Consider the following 26,203-nt stretch of genomic DNA (forward strand, 5'->3'; position numbering starts at 1 on the left):
TTCATGCCATACAGGTTGCATAAAAATATTTGTCTAACTTTAAGGGGTCACTTCAGAGAGGCCTGGCTCTTCTTTTGGTACACCTTATACATCGGGTGGAGATGTTTATACTACGATTAATTCCCTTGTACCTGATAGCGGATCGAAATAATCTGCCCCAGCGTCTGTGTATGAATCATTTTGAAATGGGTTGGTACCGTCCCTGTTGGAAATAGGGGGATTCCTTGGCCAAGGATTTTTGGAATAATGGCAATCTCAACCTCATCGAGCAGTTGTTGTTCCAGAACGGATTGCACCAGCTGGCCTCCGCCAACAATCCAAATGTCACCGCTGGAGTCTTGCTTCAATCGGGGAATCAGGTTCTCCACAGCCTCGTCCGTAAATTGTACATGTGGTGCAGGGGCTTGTTTGGAACGGGAAAGTACATACGTCGGGCGATCCGCATAGGGGAAATCCTCTGACAGCTTGAGCACCTCTTCATACGTAAGACGTCCCATAACCACCGATCCAATCGTTGAATAGAACTCGCCATACCCGTTATCGGCGCCATCGCCTTCCACATCGAACAGCCAATCCACCGAACCATCCGGTCTTGCAATGTATCCATCCAGACTCATCGCAATATATAACACAACTTTATTGTTAGACATATCAATCGCTCCCTTCTGAAATGTATGATACACTCCATCTATGACAAATGTTGACGTAGTTAGGTGGGGTGAACATGAATAATCGAAAACTCGCATTGATGCGACTCATGGATTCGAGAAAGAAATTTACGGCTCGTGAATTGGCGGAGCGTTTTCAGGTGTCGATTCGTACGATCCAGCGAGATCTGAATGATCTGCAGGAGTTGGGCTTTCCTTTGTATACGGAGGTCGGAGTGAACGGGGGTTACCGAGTGCTTCCTAATCGGATTTTGCCACCTCTTCAACTTACACAGCATGAGGCTTTGGGGTTGTTTATGATGATTGAATATTTGGAGAACGTCCCGGATTTTCCGTATGGATCGATTCGTGAGCATCTGGCCGAGGAATATTATTCAACTTTGCCTCAGGATGTACAGGATCTGATTACACGGATGAGGCAGCACATTACGTTCCTTCAACATCATGCTGTACAGGTCGAGGCAGTAACAACAGAGATATTAGGCGCGGCAGTAGATCAAAGAGAGATTGAATTTATATATCATTCCCGGCAGGGACATAAAAAAGTACAGGTCTTCCCCATCGGCATCTATTACGATCACTGGTATTGGTATATGCCAGCCCGGAGGAAGGATCGGGTGCTGTTGTATCGGGTGGATCGCATGCAGGAGTTGGTTATGCTGGATTCCATCGACGAGTCGGTTCCTACTTTGCAAGAGTGGATAAATTATAAGGAAAACAGAGAAAGCGTAGAAGTCGTGCTGCAATTCACGGAGTTTGGGGCGAGACTGGCAGGATCAGATGTACTGTTCAAGTCGGTTGAAGGTAATGAATGGCGTGGGCTTGTTCCGCCTGAGGAGTTTCCTTTTACAGCGCGGAAGCTGCTCTCCTATGGGCCTGAAGTGAAGGTAATTGAGCCTCTGGAGCTGCAACAACAAGTGAGAGAGATGCTGGAACGGAGTTTGAATCAGTATTGAATGTTGTAAAAGGATATGGTGTTCTCATATGGAACATATAAGAGTACCATGAAAGTAACTTAGAATGGGGGGCTACCATGATTCAATTCATAAGAAGTTTCACGATCCGCTCTATGCAGAGTCCATGCGATGAACAACGGCGGTTGTTTGTATAGAGCTTGAAATCTATTTCCGCCACACCACTATAATGCGTATAACAAGTGTTCATCGGTTGACTCTGCTGCCTTAAAGATCTTAACTTTTAAGGAGCGGAGCAAATATGAAATATATTAACGCAGACACGATCTTTCCGGAATCATTGCTAAAGGAGATCCAGCGTCATATCCCTGGTGGAATGGTGTACATCCCCAAACCCAAGGAAACCCATCAAAAGTGGGGCGAGAATTCGGGCAGCCGGATGATTTTGAAGCAAAGGAACGATGAGATCCGCCAGCTCTTTGCTGCGGGCATGTCCATCGACCAACTCACAGAACAATTTTGTTTGTCCATCGATAGTATCAAGAAAATTGTATATTCCAAAAAGTGATTAAAGGATTAGAGCTGCACTCGAGAAATCGAATGTGGCTTTTTGTGCAGGGATTAGTTTAAATGGTTTGCTGCCTATATTGTGCGAAAGAAGACCCATACAATGAGAATATAGAACGGTTACTAACAAAACATTACGTCAGCTGTGGGGGGGAGCCAAAATGAAAATTGACTTACAGTTAGCGCATAACAATGAGGCATATATCATCAAAAACATGTATCCTCTCTACCTTCATGATTTATCCGGACATTATGGGCTGAAAGCAGAACACACTCCGAATCAACATGGGATATTTGAAATGGGTGATGATTACAAAACGTTGCAAGATCAATATGATGTCCAGAACATATGGTGGGAAAAACCGAACGTCCTCTATGCATTTTTGATTAGAGTAGATGGTGTACCAGCAGGTTTTGTATTTGTGGCTACTGCGCCTCATTGTTCAGCAGACACGGATTTCTTTGTACATGAATTCTTTCTAATGCAGCCATTCAGAGGTGTGGGGATCGCAGAGCACGCTGCAAAAGAGGTATTCCAGAGATATCGGGGCCGATGGGAGTTGTTCACGAATCCTTCGGAGAAAAATAAAGTAGGTCAACACTTTTGGCGAAAGACTGTATCGAACTATACCCAGGGCAATTATAAGGAGCTTCAGGACCAAACGCATGATGGAGAAAAGTTGATATTCAGATTTTCAAACCGTTAATCGTTATTTTAGATATTTTATTTTGATTATATTTAAGGGCCTAAGGAGTAATCCGGTAGGCTCTTTTTTTGTTTGTGGATATTTCTACGCATTTAACCGGCAGCATTCGCAAGGTTTGTCCTTCCGGAATATGATATAGCATGCCAAGGTCGCAAATCTTCATTATTCTTCTTAGTTTCATCGACTGCTTCTTCAGATATGAATTCTATACGGATCTCAGAAATCAACTTAGGGGGTCGGACAGCATGGAATGGTTATCCTTTTTGAAGCAATACATCCAGGGTCCCCGATGGATTGGAGCAATTGCCCCCAGCTCAAAATATCTAGGAGCAAAAATGGTGAAAGACATCGCATTTGACCGTGCATCATGCATTGTGGAGTATGGGCCAGGCACGGGGGTATTTACGGAAATGCTGCTTGCGAACATGCAGCCAGGGACGGTTCTGATCCTGATTGAAAACAATGCCCGCTTCTGCCAGTTACTTCGCAAAAAGTACGGTCATCTTCCAAATGTACACATCATTCACGATTCTGCCGTGCATGTCGATCAGCACATACGACAATATGGACTGGATAAGGTTGATTACATTGTATCCGGACTGCCTTTTGCGAGTCTGCCTGCGGAGATATCACTGGACATTTTAGCTAAATCAAGGCAATATTTGAAACAAGATGGCAAGTTCATTACTTTTCAGTACACGTTACTTAAACGGGGATTACTCAAGCAATTTTTCGAAAACGTAAGCATGACAAGGGTGTACCGTAACCTGCCGCCTGCTTATGTATTCAGCTGTAGTCAATAACAAGAATGCACAGGATGGAGGATGATTTTGCGTAAATTAAATTATATCATCGGAACAGTTACTCTGATGTCTGTCGTAATGATGGGGTGTAACGAGTCCCCAAAACCCGAAAGTATTCAAGAGCCAGCTCCATCTTCAACGAGTCAGTTGAGTATATTGACGAACCAAAAGGCATCGGCCCAGGAAGAACAGCAGGCTCTTGAAATGACCTTGGATTATAAAAAGGCGGAGTTTGCAGTCGATAACACGAAGGGTGAAGAATTATTAACCGTAGAAAAGGTGCTAGCCAAAAAAGAGATTTTGAAGCCCTTCCTGACTGAACGGAATCTTGAAAGAAACAGTATGGGTTTGCCTTTTCAGGTGGCAGACAAAGAAGATGCGTCACTGCATGCTGAAGATATAAAGGCAAAGATGAAAGAAAGTAAAAATGATTGGATGCTCGTGGAGTACACGCTAAATTTGGTATTCACGAATTATGATGGAGTAGAAACGAAGACCATTCCGTTAGAAGGGGAGATTACCTTTTTACAAGAACAAGGAGAATGGCGTATTCAGGACGACACATACAATATGAAAGAAATCTTGGATATCGTCAATAAGCTATAATAATTCATTTAGAGTCTGTGAGTCCTGTGCGTTGAGTACTCCCCATTGCATATTTCCTCGAGAATCGGCATCAGGCTCTGCCCCCTGAGTGTTAAGGAATACTTTACCTAGATACGCCCCTTCAATTAGGTACACACCAATCATAAATTTTATAAAGCAAAAGAGGCCACGTCTTCAGTATGAGTTCTGAAGAAGCGGCCTTTTTTCGAGATGTGGATGCTCATTCTCATCTCCGATCGCTAAACTAAAAATCGGTTCGCCCAAACGTGGCGTCACCCTTCACCGTTGTGCTGCTGGAAGCATTGATGGCATCCAGCTGCAATACGTAGTCGTAATGTCGGATGTAATATCCGGGCTGGCTATACGACTGGAGGGATACTTTGGAGCTGTCAGCCCAGCCGGGGCTGCTCAGGAATGTGGCATCTCCTTTATAGGTGGCGGTATCCGTGTATGCCTCAAGTACGATTTTGTTGCTGGCGTTGCGCTTCAGGAAGTAGCCAGGAAAGTTGATAGACTCAAGTGAGATGCCTGTAGAGCTGGCCAAGCCGGGTACGACGCGGAACTGGGAATCCAGTACAGGTGAGACGTTGGTGTCGATCCGTGCAGTTAAGTTGGAATGACGGATGTACCGATCCGGATAATTGAAGGAGCTGAAACGGCTGTAATTCGTCGCATCAGGTGTTGCTGGGCCTAACATTTTGACCTCATGCAGGGTTGGGGTGTACCAGTTACCCGGATTGTTCCATAGGACAGCGTTGACCATATTGATACGTACATACCGGGCGGTAAAATGAACAGCGTCGGTCGTAAACCCATAGGTGGTATTGCTGGTTCGATCCAGCGTGGAGTAGTTGACGCCATCGTTGCTGATCTCAATTTTGTATTTATAATAACCTTCCGATCCTTTATACATAAACCAGGAGATATCGATCTCTGTGATGGTCTTCGGTGCACCGAAATCGACCTGCCACCAAGCTGGCCAAGTACTGGACGATGCTGCCCAAGAAGTCTGATAGTTGCCGTCATTAACATTGGATGCAGTTGAGCCAGAGGCTGTGGAGATGGCGGTAGCTGTTTTGCCTTGGGCGTGATTAACAAGAGAAGGTGGCGTTACCGTGCCTGTTACAGCATCGATATTCCACTCTTTGTACCATTCCAGTGAGGCGGTTCCATTTGAATCGTTCAAGGTTAAAGGAAGCCAGATATGTTTATGTTCACCAAGATTGAGTGGATTCCAGCGGTCGCCCATATAAATATAAGATGTGGTGTTGCTGCCTGTAATGGTGGCAATATCATGGATCTGGGAGCCGAAGGCCGATGGATTGCCATAAGGTGTAAGAGCGGACCACGTGCCTGTCATGGACGATGCGGTTGCATACGCGCCCTGGTTTGGATACCAGCCAGCAGCCTGGGAGGTGAAGAGGTAGTATCGATTGCCCTTTTTCACAACGGCAGGAGCTTCACGGTAGGCATTATCGAATTGCCAACCCACAAAGGATTCCACACCGGTATAGCTGGCGTTCATTTTGAAAATAGCCATGGTATCATTGGCCCCGCCATTCTTGCGGGAAGCTGTGATCAGATAGCCTGTACCGTCTGTATCTACGAAAACAGTCATGTCGCGTGACTCGTAATCCAAAGGCCGAAAACTTCCCTCATACGTGAATTTACCGTTTGGTGTGCTGCTGGTTGCTACCGCGACCCGCCCCAAATTGTAGTCCGTGCCGTTCTCATAATGCGCCCATAGCACATACTGTTTCGTGGAGGCATTGTAGATGACTTTGGGACGTTCAATTTTGCTGGAGGCTAGCTCGGTGGCCGAATCCTTGGTCAGTATGGCATTGCTGAACGTCCAGTTCTTCAGATCGGTTGAAGTATAGACATTAACGCTGTCAAACTTACCGCTGACCGCATGCTCTCCGTACCAATAATACGTGCTGCCGACTTTCAGAATGTTTCCGCTATTGGCCTGAATGGGGTTGCCTGCGGTATCCAGCCAATCGGAACCGTTGGTGATGGTCACGCTTGCCGCGCTGGTCCGTTCTGGAAGAACACCAAACATGGTTAGCGTGAGCGCGAAGACCAGAAACCAGACTGCTTTCCTGTTGCCCATTACGTACACCTCCTAATATCGGTCCTTTGTGAAGCGTTTACATATTTAGTGTAATAAAAATGGAATCTTGTACAAGTGAACAATGTGTACCCTGATGAACAAATGGAACTTTATCCTGAATATAGCGGCGATAGCGAGTCATTTACCTCATTCAATATATAAAAAAGGGATCGTAGACTTATAAAATAAGCTACGATCCCTTTTGGAATAACACTCTATTTAAACGGGTTCAAAATCTATTTATGACCTTTGCGAACCTTGAGCTGCATCTTCTTAATCGTTGTATTCTGCATGAGCTCCAGTACGAGTGGGCCTTTGCCGTTCAGGATCTCTACATCCGTCACATTATCCAGAATCGTAATGATCCCGATGTCGTCTGCAGTGACGCCTTCAAGCTTGGCGATGGTGCCTACAAAGTCTACCGCACGGAGTTTCTTTTTCTTACCTCCGTTGAAGTTCAACTTCATGATCTGTTGGTTCAACTGTTCACGCTTGTCCTTTTTGCGTTCAGGCACGATCTTCAAACGCTTCTCGAACTCTTCCCGACGACGGTCAACAGCTTCCTCGGAAGGAGCTTTCACGACAGGAATGGCAAATCCGATATACGATTCGATCTCTGCCAGACGTCTGCCATCCTTCGGGGTAACCAAGGTAAAGGCTTTACCTGTTTTACCAGCGCGACCCGTACGACCTGTACGGTGCACATAGCCTTCTTTTTCCAAAGGAATATCGTAGTTGATGACATGGGTAATATTCGTGATATCAATCCCGCGTGCGGCAACATCCGTTGCAATCAGATAACGGAATTGTCCTCTTCTGAATGCATTCATTACTTCGATGCGCTCATCTTGTTCCATGCCTCCGTGGATACGATCGGCTGGATAATCGAGGTCAGCCATGACACGGAACAGTTTATCCACGTTCTCCTGCGTACGACAGAACACGATACAGCTATCTGGATTTTCAACAATAAACAGGTCCTGAAGCAGCGCCGTTTTGTTCACCTCTGGCACGTGAATGACTGCATGTTCAATCGTGGCTGTGGTAAGACCACTTGCCTTGATCTCAATCTCGACCGGATTGTTCATGTATTTGCGCGACAGCTTGGCTACATCTTCAGGGAACGTCGCAGAAAATAACATCGTCACTCGCTCACTAGGCAGTGCTTGAATAATGGATTGTACCGTCTCGATGAAGCCCATATTCAGCATCTCATCGGCTTCGTCAATGACAAGGTATGAGATCCGATCCAGTGGCAGGGTGCCACGTTCGATATGGTCCAATACCCGTCCAGGTGTACCTACAGCGACATGTGTTCTTTGTTTTAACTCGGCTTTCTGAACATGAAAAGGGGACTGACCGTATAATGCGGCTGCTTTAATACGCTTAAAGCGTCCGATATTGGTAATGTCTTCGTTCACTTGCAAAGCCAGCTCGCGGGTTGGCGTGAGAATCAAAGCCTGCGGTTTATTTTCGTTCCAATCTACCAGCTCACAGACTGGAATGCCGTAGGCGGCTGTTTTCCCGCTGCCTGTTTGGGATTTGACCACAAGATCTTTATTTTCAAGGGCTACTGGAATAACTTTGGTTTGAACCTCCGTTGGGGTTTCATAACCCAGGCTATCCAGCGCTTTTACGATTTCTTCGCCAAGTCCATAATCTTTAAATTGTTGCTTACTCATCGTTAACCTCTTTTACGTTAGTTTTGAATACAAGAGCATATTGCATAATTCCTTAAAGCGACTTGTACACGGGAGCGTTTGGAATCGAATTATGCAATATGCTTATATACAAGCATTGCACCGTACATTTATCGTATACCTCTTCATTATACTCTATATGCAGGTGGGTTAACGGAGTAATTCACAATGATGTTTAAATCGTATGATGCAAACCAACTCTTTCTGAACTCCAGTCCCATAATTCTACGGCACGTTCGGGGCTGTAGGATTCCTCGGAAGAAGGCTCCATCCAAAGGGACAGTTACGGTTTCTGAGTCAACAAAGTTCCTACACATCGCTGAAAAAATAACAAAAAACCACCATTTAAGCTGGAATCAAAAAATGGAATATGTTAACATATGGGTAACTTACGGAACGGAGGGATACGTGTGGCAAATTTTATCCGATGGAGATAGTATGGCGAAACGTTTGTTTGCGCTTGCTGTGTTTCTGCCTGTGTGCAGCTCATCGGGATCGGTTTGCCTATTTACACGTATGCCGCTAGTCATTAAAGAAACACTCGTTTAGAGTGGTTCTTTAGTGTACTACTATTTTTCTGCGAGCATTCAGGTACACCCAATATCCGAAATGAACTGCACAGGCATGGATGTCTGTGTTTTTTTATTTTATTGAGGTAAAGGGGAAATCCTGAAATGACAAAATCGAACGTGAATGAGCAGTTTGAATTTCAAAAGGAACTAAAATCTTTAGCTGCACAGAACGGGCTTCATATTGCTGAGGAATCCATGAAAATTAACGAGTCAGGTATGGACTTTCGGGTAGCGTTTGCCACCGATGGACAGGGACAACAGTGGATACTGCGCCAGCCACGGCGTGAGGATGTATGGGAGCGGGCTGAAAATGAGCGCAAGGTGCTGGAGGTTGTAAAAAGCCATCTTCCGGTAGAGGTACCGGAGTGGCGGATTTGTACGCCGGAACTGATCGCTTATCCTTTACTTGATGGAGAACCGATTGCGGTCGTCGATCCGGCAGGGGGAGGGTACGCATGGCGATTTCCACAGGAAAGCTTATCCGATGATTTCTTCGATTCGCTCGCTGCTACCCTTGCCGCATTGCACAACATTGATCCTGATGAGGCGGTAAAGGGCGGAGTGCGCAGCAAGACGCCTACAGAAGCTCGTAAAGCTTTTGCAGCCAATATTGAGGGGATTAAACAAAGCTTTGAGGTGCCAGATCAACTGGCCAAGCGTTGGGAAGCTTGGCTGACAACGGACAGCTATTGGCCTGAGCACTCCACGTTCAACCACGGTGATCTGCATCCGCCGCACATTATCGTCGACGATGCCCAGCGTGTTACTGGACTTATTGATTGGACTGAGGCGGAGATTGCCGATCCCGGCAAGGATTTTGTTATCTATTATGCACTCTTCGAAGAGGAAGGCTTGCGGGATTTGCTCAATCGCTATGAGAAGGCAGGGGGAAGGGTGTGGCCTCGGATGTTGGAGCATATTCGAGAACAGTGGGCGGCATACCCGGCAATTGTGGCACAGTTTGCGTTAATCACTGGGGAAGAATCCAATATGGAAATGGCGAGAGGCATGCTTGCAAGCTGGGATGTCAAGAGGGATTAATATAAGGTGAGAAAACGCTAGGGAGGAGAAGGATGCGTGACACAACTTCGTGTAATGTGTTGGTTGTTTGCAATCACGTTAACAGTCGGTCTATTGGGTTGCTCGGCCCCTTTTTCTAACTCGGATGATATTGAATTAGATGTTCTCTCCCAAGAACGGTTACAGGAACTAAGGGAGGACTACCCATTATCGCCACAGTCTCTCGTGACTCCATGGATGAAAAAAGTGACCTTTAGAGAGATCACGGACTTCTCAGATGCAGTTGTTGTGGCAGAGGTTGTGAGCGTTCTGCCGAATCTCAGTATGGTGTTGACCACTGAATCAGATACACCTGAACGCAAAATGGCAGAAAAGCAGGAGAATACGGGAATGACTCCCTACGAAGCTGAGTTCGTCTCTTACAAAGTAAAGGTGCACGAAGTGATTGTAGGAGGAGATGTAGCCAAGGAGACATTTCTGTTCTATAACGCAGCGTTTGCGGCGCTCGAGCCTAAACTTATGCCTGGTCAGAGAATAGTTACAGCGATCAATAAGGGAGTAGGGTCCGAGCAACATGGAGGTTATTTCTTCTCTCGTTATGGTATGTACTATATCGTCAATGGGGATTATGTCCTTTCTGCCTATGAGGGGTTCTCCAACGAGGCGCTTGAATTCACCAAACAAACGAATGGAATCAGGCTGGAGCAGTTTGTGAAAAGGGTGCGAAGCTTAGCGCTGGAGTAAGTGAACACGTAACATACGGCTCTAAAATCTAAAAAAAGTAAAAGACCTCTTCCACATGCATTGTGGAGGAGGTCTTTCTTATGAATAGATTAATTACCTAAAGTCGTCAATTGGAAGTCTATTTCAGCATAGTTACGTATTTTCCGTAGACATAAGCTACGCGTCCATCCAGTTTCACTTTGACCCAGCCATACTTATCTGTACTGATTACTTCAAGGACGGTGCCTTTCGGTACGGCAGTAACTACTTTGGCTTTGGATGAAGCGCTGGAGCGCATGTTCAGGTAGGCCGCAGTAACCTTGGCTTGTTTACCTTTAACGACTGTACCTGGTTTACTTGTACCTGGTGATGTCGATGGTTTTCCAGGTTTCGATGTGTCTGGTTTCGGTACTGTTGGTGTCGTCGGCTTCTCAGGTGTAGTAGTCTCTTCCTCACCACTGCCAGTGGACGCCTTACGAGCTTTATTCAGCTCTTGATAGAACTCACCTTTGGTTTTCACGCCAGAGAATTTCGCGATACTTACGTTCGCTTTGGAGGCAAGTGTGGTCATTTCTTCTTGAGTCACCGTATCCAAAATGTTAATGGACGCAATATTGGTATACTTGCCATCTTCTGTTGTAGGAACAGACATGATGCCAGCATTAATCAGTTCTACGATATCTGCACGTGCAGGTGCTGTCAGGTCCGCACCAGTGATTTTCCAGTTGTGCTGGATTTTCGGTTCGTAAACGCCCTTCATCACGTCTTTGAGATAAGCAATGGACAGATTACGGATCGTACCTTGAATCTCGCCAAATGCTGAAGCATCCTTGGAGGACCATAATTGCTTGAACTTACGTCCTTCCAGTGCCCCACCTTTGGCAATCAGGGCTTCCATCCGGTAGGCATTCATGCCGAGCTTGAGCGTACCGTCTTCTTTAACCACTTTGCCATTACTGTATTTTAGGTTCGTAATCCGACTGCCGTAAGGCTTGGTCAGGTCAATCTCATACGTCACTCCGCCGAAGAAATCGTCGGTGCTGTATTTGGAAGCACGTCGTTTCGGATCAAAACTGATCGTCACATCACCAGGACGTGTGGAGTTAAAATAACCCGCAGACCATTCCATGTAATCCTTCAGATCACGTCCGGTCACTTCATATACCGTTACTTCACCAAAGGTATATTGGTAGTTGAACGCGATATCCTTTTTCTTGATCGGTCCGACATCCAACTTGGCCTTATCGTTATCGATCTGATGTGCAACAACATCGGCATCGCTGTAATGCATCATGACTTCAGTGAAGAAGTCTGAGAGTGGTGTCTCCTGAATCTGCACAGCAGGAATACCTTTGATTTCATCTGCTGGCACCAGGTTGGTTCCTTTTAGTTCAGCTACTTCAATGTTGGCATCGGCACGAGCGAACTCATGGAACGGATGCAGTGTATCTTCCAGTCCGGGATCGGACACTTCATAAGAGCCATCAGCTGCTTTTACAGCGAGTGCTTGTGCTTCCTTGCTTTTCAGTACAACCTTGTCGCCTTCTTTGGCAAACGTGAGGTCAATCCGTGAAATATGTGAACCATATTTGTTCGGCTCGGAGATCAATACGCCGTTAACCGTTTGGGATTCAATCAGGGTATGCATGTGTCCGGCAAAAATGGCAGCCAGCTCCGGGTTGGCATTGGCGATATCCGTGACCCCGGTGCCCGGGTTCCCGTTCTCGTTATCCAGTCCCATATGCATGAGTCCAACCATGACATCCACTTTGCCTTTTAGCTCAGCGATGGCCTTCTTGGTCTCTTCTACAGGATCTTTGACAATGATGCCATTCAGGTGATCCGTACCTTTCTCGAACTCCGTAATCATAGGTGTGTTCATTCCGATGACACCAACCTTGATACCATCTTTCTCAATAATCGTATAAGCAGGCATGTAGCGGTCGCCGTTTTCTTTGAAAATGTTACCTACCAAGGGTTGTCCCTTGAACTGTGAGGAAATCTTCTCTAATACGTCCAATCCAAAGTTAAATTCATGATTTCCCATAACCCATGCGTCATATTTCATTTCGTTCATTGCGACCATCATGGGAGATTGAGGTTGATCGTTGAACAGTTCAGCAGAATTGTCCTGAATCATATCGCCTGCGTCCAACAGAATCGTATTCGGATTCTCAGCACGTACTTTTTTTACAATTGTGTACAACTGCGTCATGCTGCCTGTTGGATTTGGACCGTCCAGGGCATAGTCCCACGGCATAAATCGGCCATGAATATCCGATGTTCCCAGCAACGTAATCTTGGTTTCCTTGTCTGCTTCAGCAGCCTGAGCCGGAGTGGAGGCAAAAGGTGCGAAGAGGATGGAGGCACATAAGAGGAATGATAAGGGCCATCCGGCGTAACGTTTTGGCGAAAATTTGCGCATGTTGTAATCTCCCTTGTTATCTAGTGTTATGTAAAGATATCTGTAATTGGATTTAATACTAGATTAACAAATGGTGAATGTAAACCACAAAATGACAAATAAAAGAGACTACTCCGATCATTCCATGGAAACACCACAAGGAATGATCGGAGCAGTCACTACACGTTTCTTTTATATGTTTAAACTTCTTCCTCAACCATACCCAAAGCCCGGTTTTTCTCTTTGAACAGCTCATTGTGTGAAGATACATAGGCCATTAGTGAAGCATCTGGTTGTATATATCGCTTGGCACTGTTTAGTGCGAGAATACCGCTGGTAAAAGTGCCTGCCAGCAATTCAACTTTGCTATCATAGGCTACAAAATCGCCTGCAGCGAATACACCGGGAACGTTGGTCGTCATCTCGGCTCCCACCTCCAGGTTCCACTCACCGAGATCCAGACCCCAATCGCGAATGGAACCATAGTTGCACTTCATGCCGTGATTAACGATGACCGCATCAACCTCCAACTGCTCTCGCTCTGACGTCTCAGTATGGAGGAGGGATACACGATCAATTTGTGTCCCGTCGCTGCTGTGGAGCGCTTCAATGGTATAGGGTGTCCGAACCTGGACGGAGGAGTTCTTCATCATCGTAACACTTCGCTCCAGACCGCCAAAATGATCCCGGCGATGAACGATCGTTACGCTGCTGGCAATGGACTGCAACTCATTGGCCCAGTCCACAGCGGAATCTCCTCCGCCCGAAATTAGTACCCGCTGATCCCGGAATCGTTCTAACTCCTGAACCGTGTAGTGCAGGTTGGTCACCTCGAAGCGATCTGCTCCTTCAATCTCAAGCTTGACGTTCTGGCGCTCGCCATAGCCAATGGCCAGAATAACGGTCCTGGTCAGATGTTGCTGACCGTGATCAGCGGTGAGCAGGATGGTTCCATCTTCCTGACGCTCCATGCCGACAATCCGCTGGCCGAGCACAATCGTCGGATCAAATGTGTGGGCTTGTCCAATCAACTGGGCAATGAGTTGTTCCCCACGAATTGGGGGCATGGCCCCAACATCCCATATCATTTTCTCAGGATAGGTCAGGACTCTTCCGCCCAATTCATCCTGTGCTTCTATGACCTTGGTCTTCAGTTCTCTCATTCCGCTATAAAAAGCCGTGTATAACCCGGCGGGTCCTCCGCCGATGATGGTCACATCATATCGTTCAAGTGAATCTTTCATCGCTAACCTCCATGATTCGTTGGGCAGAAACCCTTTATTTTTTGAGCATCACAGGGAGCTGTTTGATCAGTTCTTCCCTCGCCAGCGGATCTGTTGATATACCTAGCCCACCATTCACGAAATATACTTTACCGGCTTTGATAGCGGGTAGTTGGCTCCATACGGGACCCTTGGTCATGTTCTCAACTTCCTTCAATTCTTCGTCACTGTAATACACAATGAAAATTCGGTCTCCGGCAATTTCGGGCAGCTGTTCGCTGGAAATATCGGCATAGCCATAGTCATCCGGGTTATCAATCATTTTCTGAATCGCTGTGGTTGGCTTGAATCCATCCTTGTTATAGACAAAACCGGTCAGGTAACTGGTCGTGTACACACTCAATCTTTTCTGGCCAATCATGTATTGAAATACGGATGCCGTCTCGTCCTTCTGAATGGTGCCATCCTGCTGCAGTGCGGTCCACATCTTCACAATCTCAGCTTCATGACGTGCGAGAAATTCTTCAGGTAGTTGCTTGTTGCCGAGCCACTCGCCCAGTCGCTTGATCCGATCAGGCATAGGGTCCCATTCATTGGTCAGGATAACCGGAGCGATCTTGGAGAGCGTCTCATTCTGCTTTTGGTCGGGAGTTGATGTAATAATCAGATCGGGCTGAAGTTCCACAATCTTCTCCGGACTTGGCGGCCAGCCGATATCTGCAACATCTTTCAGTTCGTCTTTATACGTCGCGTATTGCAGACCTTGCTGTACCACACCTACAGGCTTGATACCAAAAATTAATAGATCCCCAACGGTGTTGTCTGTGTATACGATACGTTTGGGCGCTATGGGAATCTCCACCTGGTTACCATAGGCATCGGTCGCCATTTGGGTTCCTTTTTCCTCAGTTTGGCTGGTGGTCTGTGCTGTATTACTTGTTGTATCGGCTGTTTTACCGCAAGCTGTTGCAACCAATACAATCAAACATAAGGTGAGCAACGTGGTGAATCTCGACATTTTGTGTATCATGAATATCCCCCTGTATGGTTAAACATTTACTGATAATCATTATCAATAAACCAAGTGTAATGCGGTTCAAGGGTGCATTCAATGGAATAATAGGACGTTTTTTTTGCATTAATAGGCTGGTTGTGGGCAAGTTTCGGTCATTGATAACCAAGGAAGAGTTGGGTTATGATGACTCTAATTGATAATGGTTATCAGAAAAAAGGAGAGCTAGCTGTGGATCTGACTCATCTCAAAACCCGGTACGTTGTTCCCGACATTTATTACGAACTTCACGGGTTGGCTCTACAACATCTATCGCATAAAGATGGCATTCCACGACAAACGCTAACCACCGACCTCATGATTGTGGTCGAGGAGGGGGAAGGTCTGCTCATTTGCGATGGTAAGATAAATGAACTGCAATATGGGGTGCCCCTGGTCATCAATGCGGGACACACTGTAGAGATTCGGATGAATGAAGAGGCGTTGTTATCCGTGTGGTTAATCGCATTTACATTGCATGATCCTGAGCGCCAAATGTCCCCTTCCCTTATAGAGACCCGCGAAACGGATACGGCCGGATTTCGATCCATAGTGCAGCGAATCCGGGCCATTGAAAACCGCCGTATGGCGCAGGATCGCAAACAACGAGTCGGCATTCACACCCAGTTTCAGAGATTGATGAGCATGGTACTGAAAGATACCCCTGAGCACGAAGGAGAAGTCTCCAGTGAGCATACAAGAGCGAACATATCCGAGATCATTACGCAGCTAAAAGGCCGCTACAACGAGGAAATTACCGTGGATGAGTTGGCAGATCAGGCCAGGATTAGCAAGCGGAGGTTTACCCATTGGTTCAGGCAGCTGACAGGAACGAATCTGTCGGATTATATGACAACTCTGCGGATGGAACATGCCAAACAACTGCTATTACGCGGGGAGCGTATGAAGGAGGTGGCCGCTATGGTGGGATATCGGGATGAATACTATTTCAATCGTCGATTTAAACAGATGGAAGGAATCTCACCGGGCCAGTTCATTCTTAACCATCGAAAAAGTTCATCTAACATCTGTGTGATGAGTTGCCTCGGTCATCTGCTTGCCCTTGGGATCCGCCCAGCAGCGGTTGCCAAAAATCTAGCCAATGAGCATTACCTAAGCAAGTTGAGTACGAGTTTCCATAAGGTCAACAGCGTACCGCTGGACCCGCAGGAAATTTCCTATTTGCAGCCAGAGATGATTCTGGTTGGAAATCAGGAGGAGTACGATACGTTGTCGCCAATAGCGCCGACATATATTTTTTCACAGAACGACGACAAGCCATTCGTATTGTTACAGAAACTTGGTGAGGTCTTTGGTAAGGGGTTTGAAGCGGAGAAGGTAATGAAGCAATATGAGCGCAAGGCACAGCGCCTGAGATCGCGGTTGAAAGGTATGATTCAGAGTACGGATACGTTCTCTGTGATGGAAATACGCGATGACTCAATCTATGTGTTCGGGAATTACTGGTGCAGAGGAGCCTACAATCTGTATGATGGCCTTGGACTCCAGGCACCTGAACGTATACAGAAGGAATTAATTGACCGTCAGGCTTATCTCATGATCTCAGAGGAGCAAGTTGCATCCTATGTAGGAGACCACTTGTTCCTGACGGTACTGGATTCGGAGCGGTATCAACATATGTCGAGCAGCATCTGGTGGCAGGAAATGCCTGCAGTGAGGCAAAACCAGGTGTATATGACGGAGTATACGGAATTCGCAGTTACCGATCCCATATCTATGCCTTACCAACTGGATGCCCAGATGAAGTTAATACTTGAACGTAAAATGCTCCATTCCTGATCGGATCACTTAACTCTTATACCGTCTCAATTGAATTACCGCTACGAGAGGTGAAAAATTTTATTTTGACAACGATGGATACCAAAGCAAGCAAACCAAAGATGATTCCGCTCCAGATGACCTGATGGATGCCGAGTTGGGCAATGAACCAGCCGCCAATGGAGGTACCGAGAGTAATCCCCAGATTAGAGAAAGAGACAAAGAGGCTGTTTCCGAATTCCGGCGCTTCCTGAGATTCCGTCGTAAGCCAAGTTTGGCTGACAATCAGACCGCCAGAGTGAATCGCACCCCAGACGAACACCATGATAATCATCGGAATGAAGTAGGTACCTGCATAGAAAACGAGTAAATAAGCCGCCATGTATAGCACCGGGAAGAGGAGAACGGTCCTCGGAATATTCCGATGCAGAAGCTGTCCAAATACCAAATTTCCGGCGATCATAATAACACCAAAGGCCAAGAGCATCACACTAATCCATGAACCGCCCATACGGGTGATTTGCCCAAGGTATTCGGCGAAATAACTGTATACGGAGAACATCGCTGCAAAAATAAAAATGACAGTAGCAATATTTAGCCACAGCGCAGGTTTCCGCAAAATGCCGATCTGTTTGCCATAAGACATCTTCTCTTGCACAGGCATCGAGGGCAACCATATCCATATACCGATGAAAGCAATGATACTGACAACCGCTCCGAACCAAAACGCAGCCTCCAACGAGAATCGTTCCGCAAGATAGGAAGTTAGGGGCACGCCAAATGCAAAGCCGGCAGTGATTCCGGTAAAGACTTTGGCAACGGCCTGACTGCTTTTTTCCGGTGGGACCAGCTTGGCACCCGTGACGAGAGCAACGGAGAAGAAGACTGGATGGAAAATGGCCGGGATAATCCGAAAGATTAGCATCATGTCGAATCGGGTTGTGTAGGCATATACTACGTTGGAAATGGCGAACAATAGCACGGCAGTTAACAAAATGGTTTTACGATTGATACCAGATACGAGCAAAGTCAGGAAAGGGCCAGACACAGCAACGACGAGAGCGAAAATACTTACCAGCCATCCGGCCTGTGCAGCGGTGATGTTGAATTTCTGCGTGATCAGGGGCAGTACTCCGATAATGCCGACTTCTGTAGTAATGATGGCGAATACACCGAGCGCCAGAATGAGGATGAGTAACGGATTAACCTGTTGTGATTTCGATTTCATGTTAAAGTCTAGACCTCCAAATATATTTATATATATAGAAAAATAGATATATTAAACTAAAAAAATGCCTCCTCACCTATATAAAAATATATGGCCGATATAATAAGTTCTCAGAATTACATTATATCTATATTTATAGATTTGTAAATATAATAAAGTGTAAGTCATTTAGTTAAGTCATCATGTTAGTGCCCAACATCTATACTTTTTGAGGGACAAGCTATACTTTCTACATGGATAATTACAAATATATCCAGTAAAATGAAATTTGTAAGCGCTTACCAATGAGTCGAATACTAAAATTCAAAGGAGGAAGATCATGTTCAAGTCCAAATGGTTTAAGACTGTAGGTTCACTGGCATTGGTTGGTGTGCTCGCTACCTCAGTCGCGGTTGGCAGTGTGAGTGCAGGTTTGGCCAAAGGTAGCAAGTTTTTGGGCAATATCATTGCAAGCAGTGTTCCCTCCAATTTCAGTCCCTATTGGAATCAGGTAACGCCGGAGAATTCAACAAAATGGGGAGCAGTCGAAGCCACGCGTAATAATATGAACTGGTCTCAGGCAGATATTGCCTACAATTATGCCAACAACAATGGATTTCCGTTCAAGTTTCACACGCTTGTCTGGGGAAGTCAGGAGCCAGGTTGGATTAGTGGACTTTCCGCTGCAGATCAGAAAGCTGAAGTAATCCAGTGGATCAAGGCAGCAGGTCAGAGATATTCCAAATCCGCGTTTGTCGATGTAGTTAACGAACCATTACATGCCAAACCTTCCTATCGTAACGCCATAGGCGGGGATGGAGCGACAGGGTGGGACTGGGTTATTTGGTCTTTTGAGCAAGCAAGACAAGCTTTCCCGAACGCCAAACTCCTGCTGAACGAATATGGGATTATTGGCGATCCGAATGCAGCTGATCAATACGTTCAGATCATCAACATCTTGAAGAGCAGAGGCCTGATTGATGGCATCGGCATCCAGTGCCATTACTTTAATATGGATAACGTTTCTGTCAGCACAATGAATACCGTATTGAACAAACTGGCCGCAACCGGATTGCCGATCTATGTATCCGAACTGGATATAACCGGCGATGATAACACACAGCTGCAGCGCTACCAGCAGAAATTCCCTGTCCTCTGGCAGCATTCGGCCGTTAGAGGTGTGACGTTGTGGGGCTTTAATCAAGGTCAGACTTGGGTGAGCGGTTCCCATTTGGTGAATACCAATGGTACAGAGCGTCCAGCACTGCAATGGCTGAGAAATTATCTTGCGAACAATCCTTAAACGAGGTAGGCAAAATCATTTACAGAGTCATTCCTTTCCATAACTTTGCACAAGAATATAGCGTCATATCCCCCACATCAAGTAGGGGGACATGACGCTATTTCGTGGTTTGAATGGGTATTAGGATTGGGAAATAATAATACTGTTGAAGGAATCAGCCTCCAGCTCGAACCAGAGTGTCTGCCCTTCATATGCCAGATGCAGGTCACGGCTGTCCTTGAACGGATTGTTGATGACAATGACGAGACTATTGTCAGGGTTGCGGAAGGCCACGGCTTTGCCACTCCAGGCTCCAGACAGTCCTACTCTTCGTGCACCAGGCACGACATCATGAGCAAAATGCTTCATCACATAATACTCGGGATTCCGAATGATTCCTTTGGCATCCGGGTCTACCGTAATCATGGAGTTTTGCTCCCACCCCCATGTGCTGCGGCCTTTCGGCTCCAGAACCATGTTCCAATAAATATACGCATTCACTCCATTGCTGAAATAGTGCTGGTACAGATTAAATACATACTTGGCGTAGTTCCAAGAGTTGTTGCCATCACCGCACTCATTTTCGGTCTGCATGTAACGAAGCTCCGGGTAGCTCGCGGCTGTACGTTGGATGGCATTTTTGCCTGCCCACTGATAACCAACTCCCTTGATATAGGCGTACGCTTTGGGATCACTAAGTACCAGTCCGGCATATTCATCAAAATCATTGGTTTTCTTCTTGATCAATTCTTCCCACGGATCAGGTGCGTTGATCGTTCCCAGCCAGATTTCCGTGTCCAGACCATGCTGTTCAAAAGCAGGGCCCAGGTAATCGGCGATAAACTCACGTAGCTGCTCACCTGTCCACATGCAGGAAGGGAATTTCTGATCCGCGATGACTTCGTTTTGTACATGGACCTGATGGATGGTAATGCCAGCGTCCTTGTACGCCTGTACGAATTTGACGAAATACAGCGCATAAGCTTCCAGGATATCCTTCTCCCAGCGCAGCGTTCCATAGTTATAGGCTTTCGGTGATTTCATCCAGGTGGGCGGGCTCCACGGCGAGGCGAAGAATTGCAGATTCGGATTATAGCTCAGGGCCTCTTTGATGTATGGAATCAGATATTTGAAATCACGTTCGATCGAAAAATGTTCCATGGTCACATCGCCGTCCACCTCATTGTGACTGTACCATTGCTCTGCATAATCACTCGCGCCAATGGGCAGGCGACAGATGTTGAATTTATGTTCACCTTCCGGGTGGAAGAGGGAATGAAATACGTCATGACGCTGCTCCTCATTCAAGTGGGACAGGGCAATATAACCAAGCTCATTAAAACAACCGCCAAATCCTTCTACAAGCTGATGCTGTTCACCTGTGAGCTTTAAGTTAGCGTTTTCATTTGTAGATGTATAAGAGATCTCTTTCCATGCATGATCTGGTGTAGTGGAATAACCATGTAATGTCAGGGACATTGGAATTTCCTCCTCGCATGAATCTTAGGTATGATGTACAGTCAGTATATCAAGTCCCATTGCAAAAGAAGATACGCTGAACCGCGTAAAATTTGCCCTAATCCAAGGTGGTGAAATGCATGATCATTCCTGAACCATACCGTTCTTATCTATCTCCGGAGAGCCGATGGCTGCCTGCGACGGACTGGAACGTCAAGCTGTTTGGTGCTCACATGCAGAAGGTAAAGCGAGGCTGGCAAGTGCCGCTGGAATCGCATTTGGCCTTTGAATTGATACTGATTCTGGAAGGATCGCAGACGACGATACTGGAGAACATCCGTTATGATCTCCTAGCAGGAGATATATTGCTTATCCCGCCTGGATGTAAACATACCAATGAATGTAATCAGGAGCAGGGGCTGACCTACTTTATTGCCCATTTCAATGTAGATGAGGTTCTGTTTCGCCAGGAGATGAGTAGACATGTGCAGATGTTGTTCCCATGTGGCGGCGAGGATAATCAGCGATTAACGGAAGTCATGATGAAATGGGTGGATCTGCTTCAGCACAAAGAAGAATATACAACATCAGATCTGTTCCGTATGCAGGCTGGTTTGCTGGAGATTTTGGCGATATTGGCAGAGCAAAGCTCCTCCCGTTCCCAAGAAGCCGTATCGCCTACTGTGGCGCACTATGCAACACTGATTGCCGAGGCAATCAAAAGCCGCTTCAATACCGGGAATATCCAGCGGGAAGGGCTGGGAGATAAGGAGATTCGGATTGAAGAGATTGCGGCCTCGCTTCAAATCAGCCCTGGATATGCACTGGAGACGTTTCAGAAAGTATACGGCATCTCTCCGCGCAGATATTTGTCCGAACTGAAGCTTCACGAGGCTAAGCAGCTAATACACCAGCCTGATCTTAACCTCACTCGCGTTGCCACCATGCTCGGATATTCCAGTCTTGCGCACTTCAGTCGGCAGTTCAGGCGATGGACTGGTATGAGTCCCAGTGAATACAGGCAGACCATGGGCAGCATCCGTTTTTTCGATTAAATAATCGCTTTCCGCGTGATCGTATCTAGTTTAATGCTCATCAAAAATCCCCACTGATGTTCAGACGGGGACTTCGCTGTGCATGTAACAATCTACATGGAGGGCATATGAATTGAATTGTGCATTAAGATAAGTTGAGATAAGTGCGCGGTGCTTGATCATGCTTTGCTTAATTAAGGTTGTACATTTTCGTCCTGCGCTTTGTTTTCGAAGATCAGAATCGTTTTGCTGCTTCCGATATACGCAATCGTCGTATTGAATTGCTCCGAAATAAAACGTACCGGGACAAACGCCTTTCCATCCTTCATCAGCAGGGGTGCATCATTTATAGCAAGCGTATCGTCCACAACCACCTGTTTGTTGCCCACCGTCCAATGAATCGTTGTATCATTCTGCGCAATCTGAACCTCCTGTGTATCCGGATTCCAGTTCACGCTGGCATTCAACTGCTCGGAGACAAAACGGAGCGGTACATAGGTCCGTCCCTCATCGATAAAAGGTGCAGCCTCCAGTGCGTAAGCACGATCCCCGACATAGGCTGTGGTAGAGCCTTCAATAAGCCGCTGAAAATTACCCTGTGGAGTACGTTTCTGCTCCCGCACATTCATTTGGTTTAGAAGCCGCATCGTGTCACTGCCGTTCGCAACATCCAGATAATTATTTTGCACCGTAAGTCCGGCAGGTTCCGGTTCAGAGACTGAGGTCTGCGTACCGGAGGATAAGGAAGTGGAAGCCGAGATATCCGTTATCGTATTAGTATTTGCAGAGCTGTTTCTTGTAAAAGTAAAACCGGCAATCGGTGACAGATTCCACACCCGGTTATTGGACAGTTTCAGTACTTCTAGCTTGGACAGCTGGCGTAATGGCTCCAGATCATAGATCTGATTGGACTCCGCATTCAGTTCTTTCAACCCTACCAGGTCTTCCAAGGGTGCCAGATGCTGAACCTGATTCCCGGAGAAGTCTAGCGCCTGCAGGCGTGTCATATGCTTCAAGGGCATCAGATCGGAGATCTCGTTGCCTGCCACATTCAGCTTCTGAAGTGTATTCGGCAGATCAGCTAGTACATCCAGTGTATGAATGTGGTTGTTGGCCACATTGAGCTGTTTCAGTTTTCTTTTATCCGCCAGTGGTGTCAGGTACGTTATCGCATTATTCGAGATTTCAAGCCATTGAAGATCATCTGCATCCGCCAGTGCGGAGAGACTAGTAATCTGGTTACCGCTGGCGTGAAACGTATGTAATCGGGTGAATCCACGTACAACTTCTATGGAAGAAATGGAATTGTTGCTGATATACAGCCGTCCCAGGTCTTTCAAATCAGCCAGTGCATCAATCGATGTAATGTAATTATTGCGGACGTCAACCTCGCGAAGCCGAGTCAGATGCGCAAGCGGTGTTAGGTCTTCAATCTCATTTCCATATAACCGGAGGTGAGTCAGATTCGTGGCGTATTCCAGACCGGACAGGCTTTGAATGCCTGCATTGCTTAGATCCACCACGTGCAACTGCTCCAGATCGGAGGAAGTTAGAGGGGAATCTACCGGTATGTTCAGGATCAGCTTCAGTCCGTTCTCCAGTGCAGGATCTTTGATGATTCCTTCGCCCAAGTCTGCCGTAGTATAGGCCATCGCTTGCCCAGCCGCCCCAAGACTCAGGATGAAGATTAGAAATAGTAGAGTCATTCTTCTCATTGCATGAATTCCCTCCGATTCCGATTTTAAAATACTCCGAACAGATTGATTTTTTTTGATGATATATAAGGTAAGTACAATATTTACACGATAACGGAGAGGGCAGAAAAAACCTGAAGAAGCGAAGCGGTCACCTTTATCACGGGATTTCTCCCTTTAGAAAAAGGGAATCAAAGAAATCCGGGGATAACAGTGATCGGAAGGTTGTTCTGCCATCGGAGTGGTAAGTGTAAATAGATCAGTTTAACTTATGCAGGCACGAATAAAAACACATCTATAGTTATTAACCCATCATAGGGCAAAAGGAACAAGAAATTCATGACAGGTAGAACATCTACTTCTATTCTATATGATACAAACCCCATACTGCACTCTTCCAGCCATCTTTTTCAAAAAAAATTGTACAACTCCCCCAGATGCTATTCAACTCCATAACAGAAAGGGTATAGATGAAGTAAGAAAGCCATTTGGAGGAGAAGATGCAGGTATGCGCCAAGCCATGATCATTAGTAATCCATCGTCGGGTAAAGAAGAGGCTCAGCAATATGTGTCCCAGGTACAAGAAATTCTTGAATCACAGCAGTATGAAGTGGTAGTCAATGAGACGGCTGGTGAGGGAGATGCGACCAACTACTGTCTGAGTGCCTGCAAAGATGGCTGTGATCTCGTCATTTCCATCGGAGGAGATGGGACGCTGCATGAGACGATTAACGGCATGATGGATCAGGAGCATCGTCCCAGACTGGGTGTGGTGCCGCTGGGTACGGTGAATGATTTTGCGCGTGCGCTGAATATCTCGCTTGATCCGGAGGAAGCCATTCGGCAGTTACGTTCGGAGCAGATCCATAGGGTGGATCTTGGTAAAATCAATGATCGTCTGTTTGCCAACGTGGTGGCAGCTGGTTCATTGGCAGAGGCGTTGTTCTCTGTATCTTCGGAAGAGAAGTCGAAGCTGGGTTCATTCGCTTATTTGAAAGAAGGATTGAAAGATCTGATGAATACACCGGCCAAGCCACTAACTATTGAGTATGACGGGCAGTTTTGGGAAGGGGAGTCTCCACTTTTTCTCGCGGCACTGACCAATTCGGTTGGAGGTTTTGAGAAATTGTCCCCGGAAGCAGCGGTGGATGATGGGTTAATTCATTGTTTTGTGATCCGTAGCATGAATGTCTTTAATACGGTAACACTCGGAACGTCCCTGTTGTTTGGCAATCTGAAGAACCATAAGGATGTTGATTATTTTACAGCAAAAGAAGTTCACGTCCGTTCTATAGAAGCCATTCGCACAAATGTGGATGGGGAGGAAGGGCCTTCTTTGCCCATTCAAATCAGTGTATTGCCTCAGCATATTGAAGTGATAGTTCCGGAAGAAGTGTAGATGGAGGAACGATGCAGAAAAAAACCTCCATTATTCCATATAAGAAATCTAAAATTCCATTGAAACCGATTGCAGTTCTGTGTCACAATCATAGACGGAAGACAAGTATATACTAGTTGGCAAAGATCATGAGAATGAATGTACGATACTATTCGAATATGGAGGGAAATCATCTTGAGAACAATTAAACTTGGCAGCAGCGCACTCGAAATACCGGTTGTAGCCGTTGGCTGCATGAGGATTAATTCATTAAGCAGCAAAGAAGCTGAACATTTTGTTCATTCCGCCATGGAAGCAGGCGCGAACTTCTTCGATCATGCTGATATTTATGGAAACGGGGCTTGTGAGGAGATCTTTGCAGAGGCTGTGCAGATGAATCCCCAGGTTCGTGAAAATATGATTCTTCAATCCAAATGCGGTATCCGCAAAGGCATGTTTGATTTCTCCAAAGAGCACATCTTGAATTCGGTGGATGGCATTCTGCAACGCTTGAAAACCGATTACCTGGACGTTTTGTTGCTGCATCGTCCGGACACCTTGGTTGAACCGGAAGAAGTGGCTGAAGCCTTTGACCAGCTGGAACGCGAAGGCAAAGTGCGTCACTTCGGGGTATCCAACCAGAATCCGAACCAGATCGAACTGTTGAAAAAATACGTTAAACAGCCACTGGTAGCCAACCAGCTGCAGTTGAGTATTACCAATACCACGATGATTGACAGTGGAATCAACGTAAATATGGAGAACGATGCCGCGGTTAACCGTGATGGCAGTATTCTTGATTATTGCCGCCTGCATGATATCACGATTCAACCATGGTCCCCGTTCCAATACGGATTCTTCGAAGGCGTATTCCTGGGCAGCGATAAGTTCCCGGAACTGAATGCGAAGATCGATGAGATTGCTGCAAAATATGAAGTGAGCAACACGACCATCGCAATTGCCTGGTTGCTGCGTCACCCGGCACAAATGCAGCCCGTGACAGGTACAATGAACATCCAGCGTTTGCAGGATTGCATCAAAGCTGGCGATGTTCACCTTACACGCCAAGAGTGGTACGAAATCTATCGTGCAGCTGGCAACGTGCTGCCTTAAACCCAAATCAATACATAGCAGAATGATCTGCTGTATTGCATGTAAAACACGAGCGTATATAGCGCTCGTGTTTTTATTTTATCCTTTATTTGATGCTTATTCGTTCCCGGTATAAAATAAGGGTAGGGCCTCTATTTTAACAAAAGGATTATTTTGTAATTAATACAAATTAGTTGAATTTATCTTA

At 46.2% G+C, this 26,203-nt stretch carries 22 protein-coding genes; 13 read left to right on the forward strand and 9 right to left on the reverse strand.

The annotated features are described in order from the left end of the window. Positions 1-116 precede the first annotated feature (116 nt). Positions 117-650 (reverse strand): dihydrofolate reductase family protein, encoded by a 534-nt coding sequence (locus tag AC4PM4_RS09325; RefSeq protein WP_491613428.1) that lies wholly within the window; start codon positions 648-650, stop codon positions 117-119. 74 nt (positions 651-724) lie between these two features. Here AC4PM4_RS09325 and AC4PM4_RS09330 point away from each other — a divergent pair, with 74 nt between their 5' ends. The 5 genes from AC4PM4_RS09330 (at position 725) to AC4PM4_RS09350 (ending at position 4,265) form a co-directional block, all read left to right on the forward strand. After that, positions 725-1,624: a helix-turn-helix transcriptional regulator gene (locus AC4PM4_RS09330; RefSeq protein ID WP_491613429.1), complete on the forward strand. Its 900-nt coding sequence runs from the start codon at positions 725-727 to the stop codon at positions 1,622-1,624. 259 nt (positions 1,625-1,883) lie between these two features. Beyond that, entirely contained in the window at positions 1,884-2,150 is a 267-nt protein-coding gene (locus AC4PM4_RS09335; protein WP_063565824.1) for a CD3324 family protein, read from the forward strand. 160 nt (positions 2,151-2,310) lie between these two features. Continuing rightward, on the forward strand, positions 2,311-2,856 hold the full coding sequence (locus tag AC4PM4_RS09340) for a GNAT family N-acetyltransferase (protein WP_090809320.1): 546 nt from the start codon (positions 2,311-2,313) through the stop codon (positions 2,854-2,856). A gap of 245 nt (positions 2,857-3,101) precedes the next feature. Further along, complete coding sequence (locus AC4PM4_RS09345) at positions 3,102-3,659, forward strand: class I SAM-dependent methyltransferase (protein WP_491613430.1); 558 nt, start codon at positions 3,102-3,104, stop codon at positions 3,657-3,659. Positions 3,660-3,680: 21 nt separating this feature from the next. After that, positions 3,681-4,265: a hypothetical protein gene (locus AC4PM4_RS09350; protein ID WP_491613431.1), complete on the forward strand. Its 585-nt coding sequence runs from the start codon at positions 3,681-3,683 to the stop codon at positions 4,263-4,265. A 244-nt stretch (positions 4,266-4,509) separates the two neighbouring features. Here AC4PM4_RS09350 and AC4PM4_RS09355 read toward each other — a convergent pair whose 3' ends face one another. Both AC4PM4_RS09355 and AC4PM4_RS09360 read right to left on the reverse strand, forming a co-directional pair. Further along, positions 4,510-6,327, reverse strand: a complete 1,818-nt coding sequence (locus AC4PM4_RS09355) for an AbfB domain-containing protein (protein ID WP_491613681.1) — start codon at positions 6,325-6,327, stop codon at positions 4,510-4,512. 287 nt (positions 6,328-6,614) lie between these two features. Continuing rightward, entirely contained in the window at positions 6,615-8,060 is a 1,446-nt protein-coding gene (locus AC4PM4_RS09360) for a DEAD/DEAH box helicase (RefSeq protein ID WP_491613432.1), read from the reverse strand. Between the two features lie 426 nt (positions 8,061-8,486). On the opposite strand from AC4PM4_RS09360, the gene AC4PM4_RS09365 reads away from it, so the two are divergent. The 3 genes from AC4PM4_RS09365 to AC4PM4_RS09375 all read left to right on the forward strand — a co-directional run bounded on the left by AC4PM4_RS09365 (position 8,487) and on the right by AC4PM4_RS09375 (position 10,414). Beyond that, the gene (locus tag AC4PM4_RS09365) at positions 8,487-8,627 is read left to right on the forward strand and encodes a hypothetical protein (RefSeq protein WP_157258564.1); all 141 of its coding nucleotides are present in this window, start codon (positions 8,487-8,489) and stop codon (positions 8,625-8,627) included. 125 nt (positions 8,628-8,752) lie between these two features. Continuing rightward, positions 8,753-9,691: a macrolide 2'-phosphotransferase gene (locus AC4PM4_RS09370; protein ID WP_491613433.1), complete on the forward strand. Its 939-nt coding sequence runs from the start codon at positions 8,753-8,755 to the stop codon at positions 9,689-9,691. A gap of 36 nt (positions 9,692-9,727) precedes the next feature. After that, positions 9,728-10,414: a hypothetical protein gene (locus tag AC4PM4_RS09375; protein ID WP_491613435.1), complete on the forward strand. Its 687-nt coding sequence runs from the start codon at positions 9,728-9,730 to the stop codon at positions 10,412-10,414. A 118-nt stretch (positions 10,415-10,532) separates the two neighbouring features. On the opposite strand, the gene AC4PM4_RS09380 is transcribed toward AC4PM4_RS09375, so the two are convergent. From AC4PM4_RS09380 to AC4PM4_RS09390, 3 genes are all read right to left on the reverse strand, one after another. Beyond that, positions 10,533-12,818, reverse strand: a complete 2,286-nt coding sequence (locus AC4PM4_RS09380; protein WP_491613436.1) for a 5'-nucleotidase C-terminal domain-containing protein — start codon at positions 12,816-12,818, stop codon at positions 10,533-10,535. Between the two features lie 179 nt (positions 12,819-12,997). Continuing rightward, entirely contained in the window at positions 12,998-14,041 is a 1,044-nt protein-coding gene (locus tag AC4PM4_RS09385; protein WP_491613437.1) for an NAD(P)/FAD-dependent oxidoreductase, read from the reverse strand. Positions 14,042-14,075: 34 nt separating this feature from the next. After that, entirely contained in the window at positions 14,076-15,050 is a 975-nt protein-coding gene (locus tag AC4PM4_RS09390) for an ABC transporter substrate-binding protein (RefSeq protein WP_090952511.1), read from the reverse strand. Between the two features lie 165 nt (positions 15,051-15,215). Here AC4PM4_RS09390 and AC4PM4_RS09395 point away from each other — a divergent pair, with 165 nt between their 5' ends. Beyond that, positions 15,216-16,871 (forward strand): helix-turn-helix domain-containing protein, encoded by a 1,656-nt coding sequence (locus AC4PM4_RS09395; protein ID WP_064641581.1) that lies wholly within the window; start codon positions 15,216-15,218, stop codon positions 16,869-16,871. 16 nt (positions 16,872-16,887) lie between these two features. Here the strand turns inward: AC4PM4_RS09395 and AC4PM4_RS09400 are convergent, their stop codons facing one another. After that, entirely contained in the window at positions 16,888-18,078 is a 1,191-nt protein-coding gene (locus AC4PM4_RS09400; RefSeq protein WP_491613438.1) for an MFS transporter, read from the reverse strand. Between the two features lie 319 nt (positions 18,079-18,397). Here AC4PM4_RS09400 and AC4PM4_RS09405 point away from each other — a divergent pair, with 319 nt between their 5' ends. Further along, positions 18,398-19,360 (forward strand): endo-1,4-beta-xylanase, encoded by a 963-nt coding sequence (locus tag AC4PM4_RS09405; RefSeq protein ID WP_491613439.1) that lies wholly within the window; start codon positions 18,398-18,400, stop codon positions 19,358-19,360. Between the two features lie 120 nt (positions 19,361-19,480). On the opposite strand, the gene AC4PM4_RS09410 is transcribed toward AC4PM4_RS09405, so the two are convergent. Continuing rightward, entirely contained in the window at positions 19,481-20,818 is a 1,338-nt protein-coding gene (locus AC4PM4_RS09410) for a glycoside hydrolase family 30 protein (RefSeq protein WP_491613441.1), read from the reverse strand. A 119-nt stretch (positions 20,819-20,937) separates the two neighbouring features. Between AC4PM4_RS09410 and AC4PM4_RS09415 the strand changes: the two genes are divergently transcribed. Further along, complete coding sequence (locus AC4PM4_RS09415) at positions 20,938-21,852, forward strand: AraC family transcriptional regulator (RefSeq protein WP_491613442.1); 915 nt, start codon at positions 20,938-20,940, stop codon at positions 21,850-21,852. A gap of 173 nt (positions 21,853-22,025) precedes the next feature. Here the strand turns inward: AC4PM4_RS09415 and AC4PM4_RS09420 are convergent, their stop codons facing one another. Next, entirely contained in the window at positions 22,026-23,546 is a 1,521-nt protein-coding gene (locus AC4PM4_RS09420; protein WP_491613443.1) for a leucine-rich repeat domain-containing protein, read from the reverse strand. A 487-nt stretch (positions 23,547-24,033) separates the two neighbouring features. On the opposite strand from AC4PM4_RS09420, the gene AC4PM4_RS09425 reads away from it, so the two are divergent. Together AC4PM4_RS09425 and AC4PM4_RS09430 are read left to right on the forward strand one after the other, a co-directional pair. Beyond that, the gene (locus tag AC4PM4_RS09425) at positions 24,034-24,924 is read left to right on the forward strand and encodes a diacylglycerol/lipid kinase family protein (RefSeq protein WP_491613444.1); all 891 of its coding nucleotides are present in this window, start codon (positions 24,034-24,036) and stop codon (positions 24,922-24,924) included. 174 nt (positions 24,925-25,098) lie between these two features. Then, positions 25,099-26,016, forward strand: coding sequence for an aldo/keto reductase (locus AC4PM4_RS09430; RefSeq protein ID WP_063565845.1), 918 nt, complete (start codon positions 25,099-25,101; stop codon positions 26,014-26,016). The last annotated feature ends 187 nt before the right edge of the window (positions 26,017-26,203 follow it).

The sequence above is a fragment of the Paenibacillus sp. MDV22-iso6 genome (assembly GCF_058408365.1).

Coding starts and splice junctions, on each gene's coding strand:
- AC4PM4_RS09325 (WP_491613428.1), bottom strand. CDS start 650: ATGTCTAACAATAAAGTTGTGTTATATATTGCGATGAGTCTGGATGGA.
- AC4PM4_RS09330 (WP_491613429.1), top strand. CDS start 725: ATGAATAATCGAAAACTCGCATTGATGCGACTCATGGATTCGAGAAAG.
- AC4PM4_RS09335 (WP_063565824.1), top strand. CDS start 1,884: ATGAAATATATTAACGCAGACACGATCTTTCCGGAATCATTGCTAAAG.
- AC4PM4_RS09340 (WP_090809320.1), top strand. CDS start 2,311: ATGAAAATTGACTTACAGTTAGCGCATAACAATGAGGCATATATCATC.
- AC4PM4_RS09345 (WP_491613430.1), top strand. CDS start 3,102: ATGGAATGGTTATCCTTTTTGAAGCAATACATCCAGGGTCCCCGATGG.
- AC4PM4_RS09350 (WP_491613431.1), top strand. CDS start 3,681: ATGATTTTGCGTAAATTAAATTATATCATCGGAACAGTTACTCTGATG.
- AC4PM4_RS09355 (WP_491613681.1), bottom strand. CDS start 6,327: ATGTTTGGTGTTCTTCCAGAACGGACCAGCGCGGCAAGCGTGACCATC.
- AC4PM4_RS09360 (WP_491613432.1), bottom strand. CDS start 8,060: ATGAGTAAGCAACAATTTAAAGATTATGGACTTGGCGAAGAAATCGTA.
- AC4PM4_RS09370 (WP_491613433.1), top strand. CDS start 8,753: ATGACAAAATCGAACGTGAATGAGCAGTTTGAATTTCAAAAGGAACTA.
- AC4PM4_RS09380 (WP_491613436.1), bottom strand. CDS start 12,818: ATGCGCAAATTTTCGCCAAAACGTTACGCCGGATGGCCCTTATCATTC.
- AC4PM4_RS09385 (WP_491613437.1), bottom strand. CDS start 14,041: ATGAAAGATTCACTTGAACGATATGATGTGACCATCATCGGCGGAGGA.
- AC4PM4_RS09390 (WP_090952511.1), bottom strand. CDS start 15,050: ATGATACACAAAATGTCGAGATTCACCACGTTGCTCACCTTATGTTTG.
- AC4PM4_RS09395 (WP_064641581.1), top strand. CDS start 15,216: ATGATGACTCTAATTGATAATGGTTATCAGAAAAAAGGAGAGCTAGCT.
- AC4PM4_RS09400 (WP_491613438.1), bottom strand. CDS start 18,078: ATGAAATCGAAATCACAACAGGTTAATCCGTTACTCATCCTCATTCTG.
- AC4PM4_RS09405 (WP_491613439.1), top strand. CDS start 18,398: ATGTTCAAGTCCAAATGGTTTAAGACTGTAGGTTCACTGGCATTGGTT.
- AC4PM4_RS09410 (WP_491613441.1), bottom strand. CDS start 20,818: ATGTCCCTGACATTACATGGTTATTCCACTACACCAGATCATGCATGG.
- AC4PM4_RS09415 (WP_491613442.1), top strand. CDS start 20,938: ATGATCATTCCTGAACCATACCGTTCTTATCTATCTCCGGAGAGCCGA.
- AC4PM4_RS09420 (WP_491613443.1), bottom strand. CDS start 23,546: ATGAGAAGAATGACTCTACTATTTCTAATCTTCATCCTGAGTCTTGGG.
- AC4PM4_RS09425 (WP_491613444.1), top strand. CDS start 24,034: ATGCGCCAAGCCATGATCATTAGTAATCCATCGTCGGGTAAAGAAGAG.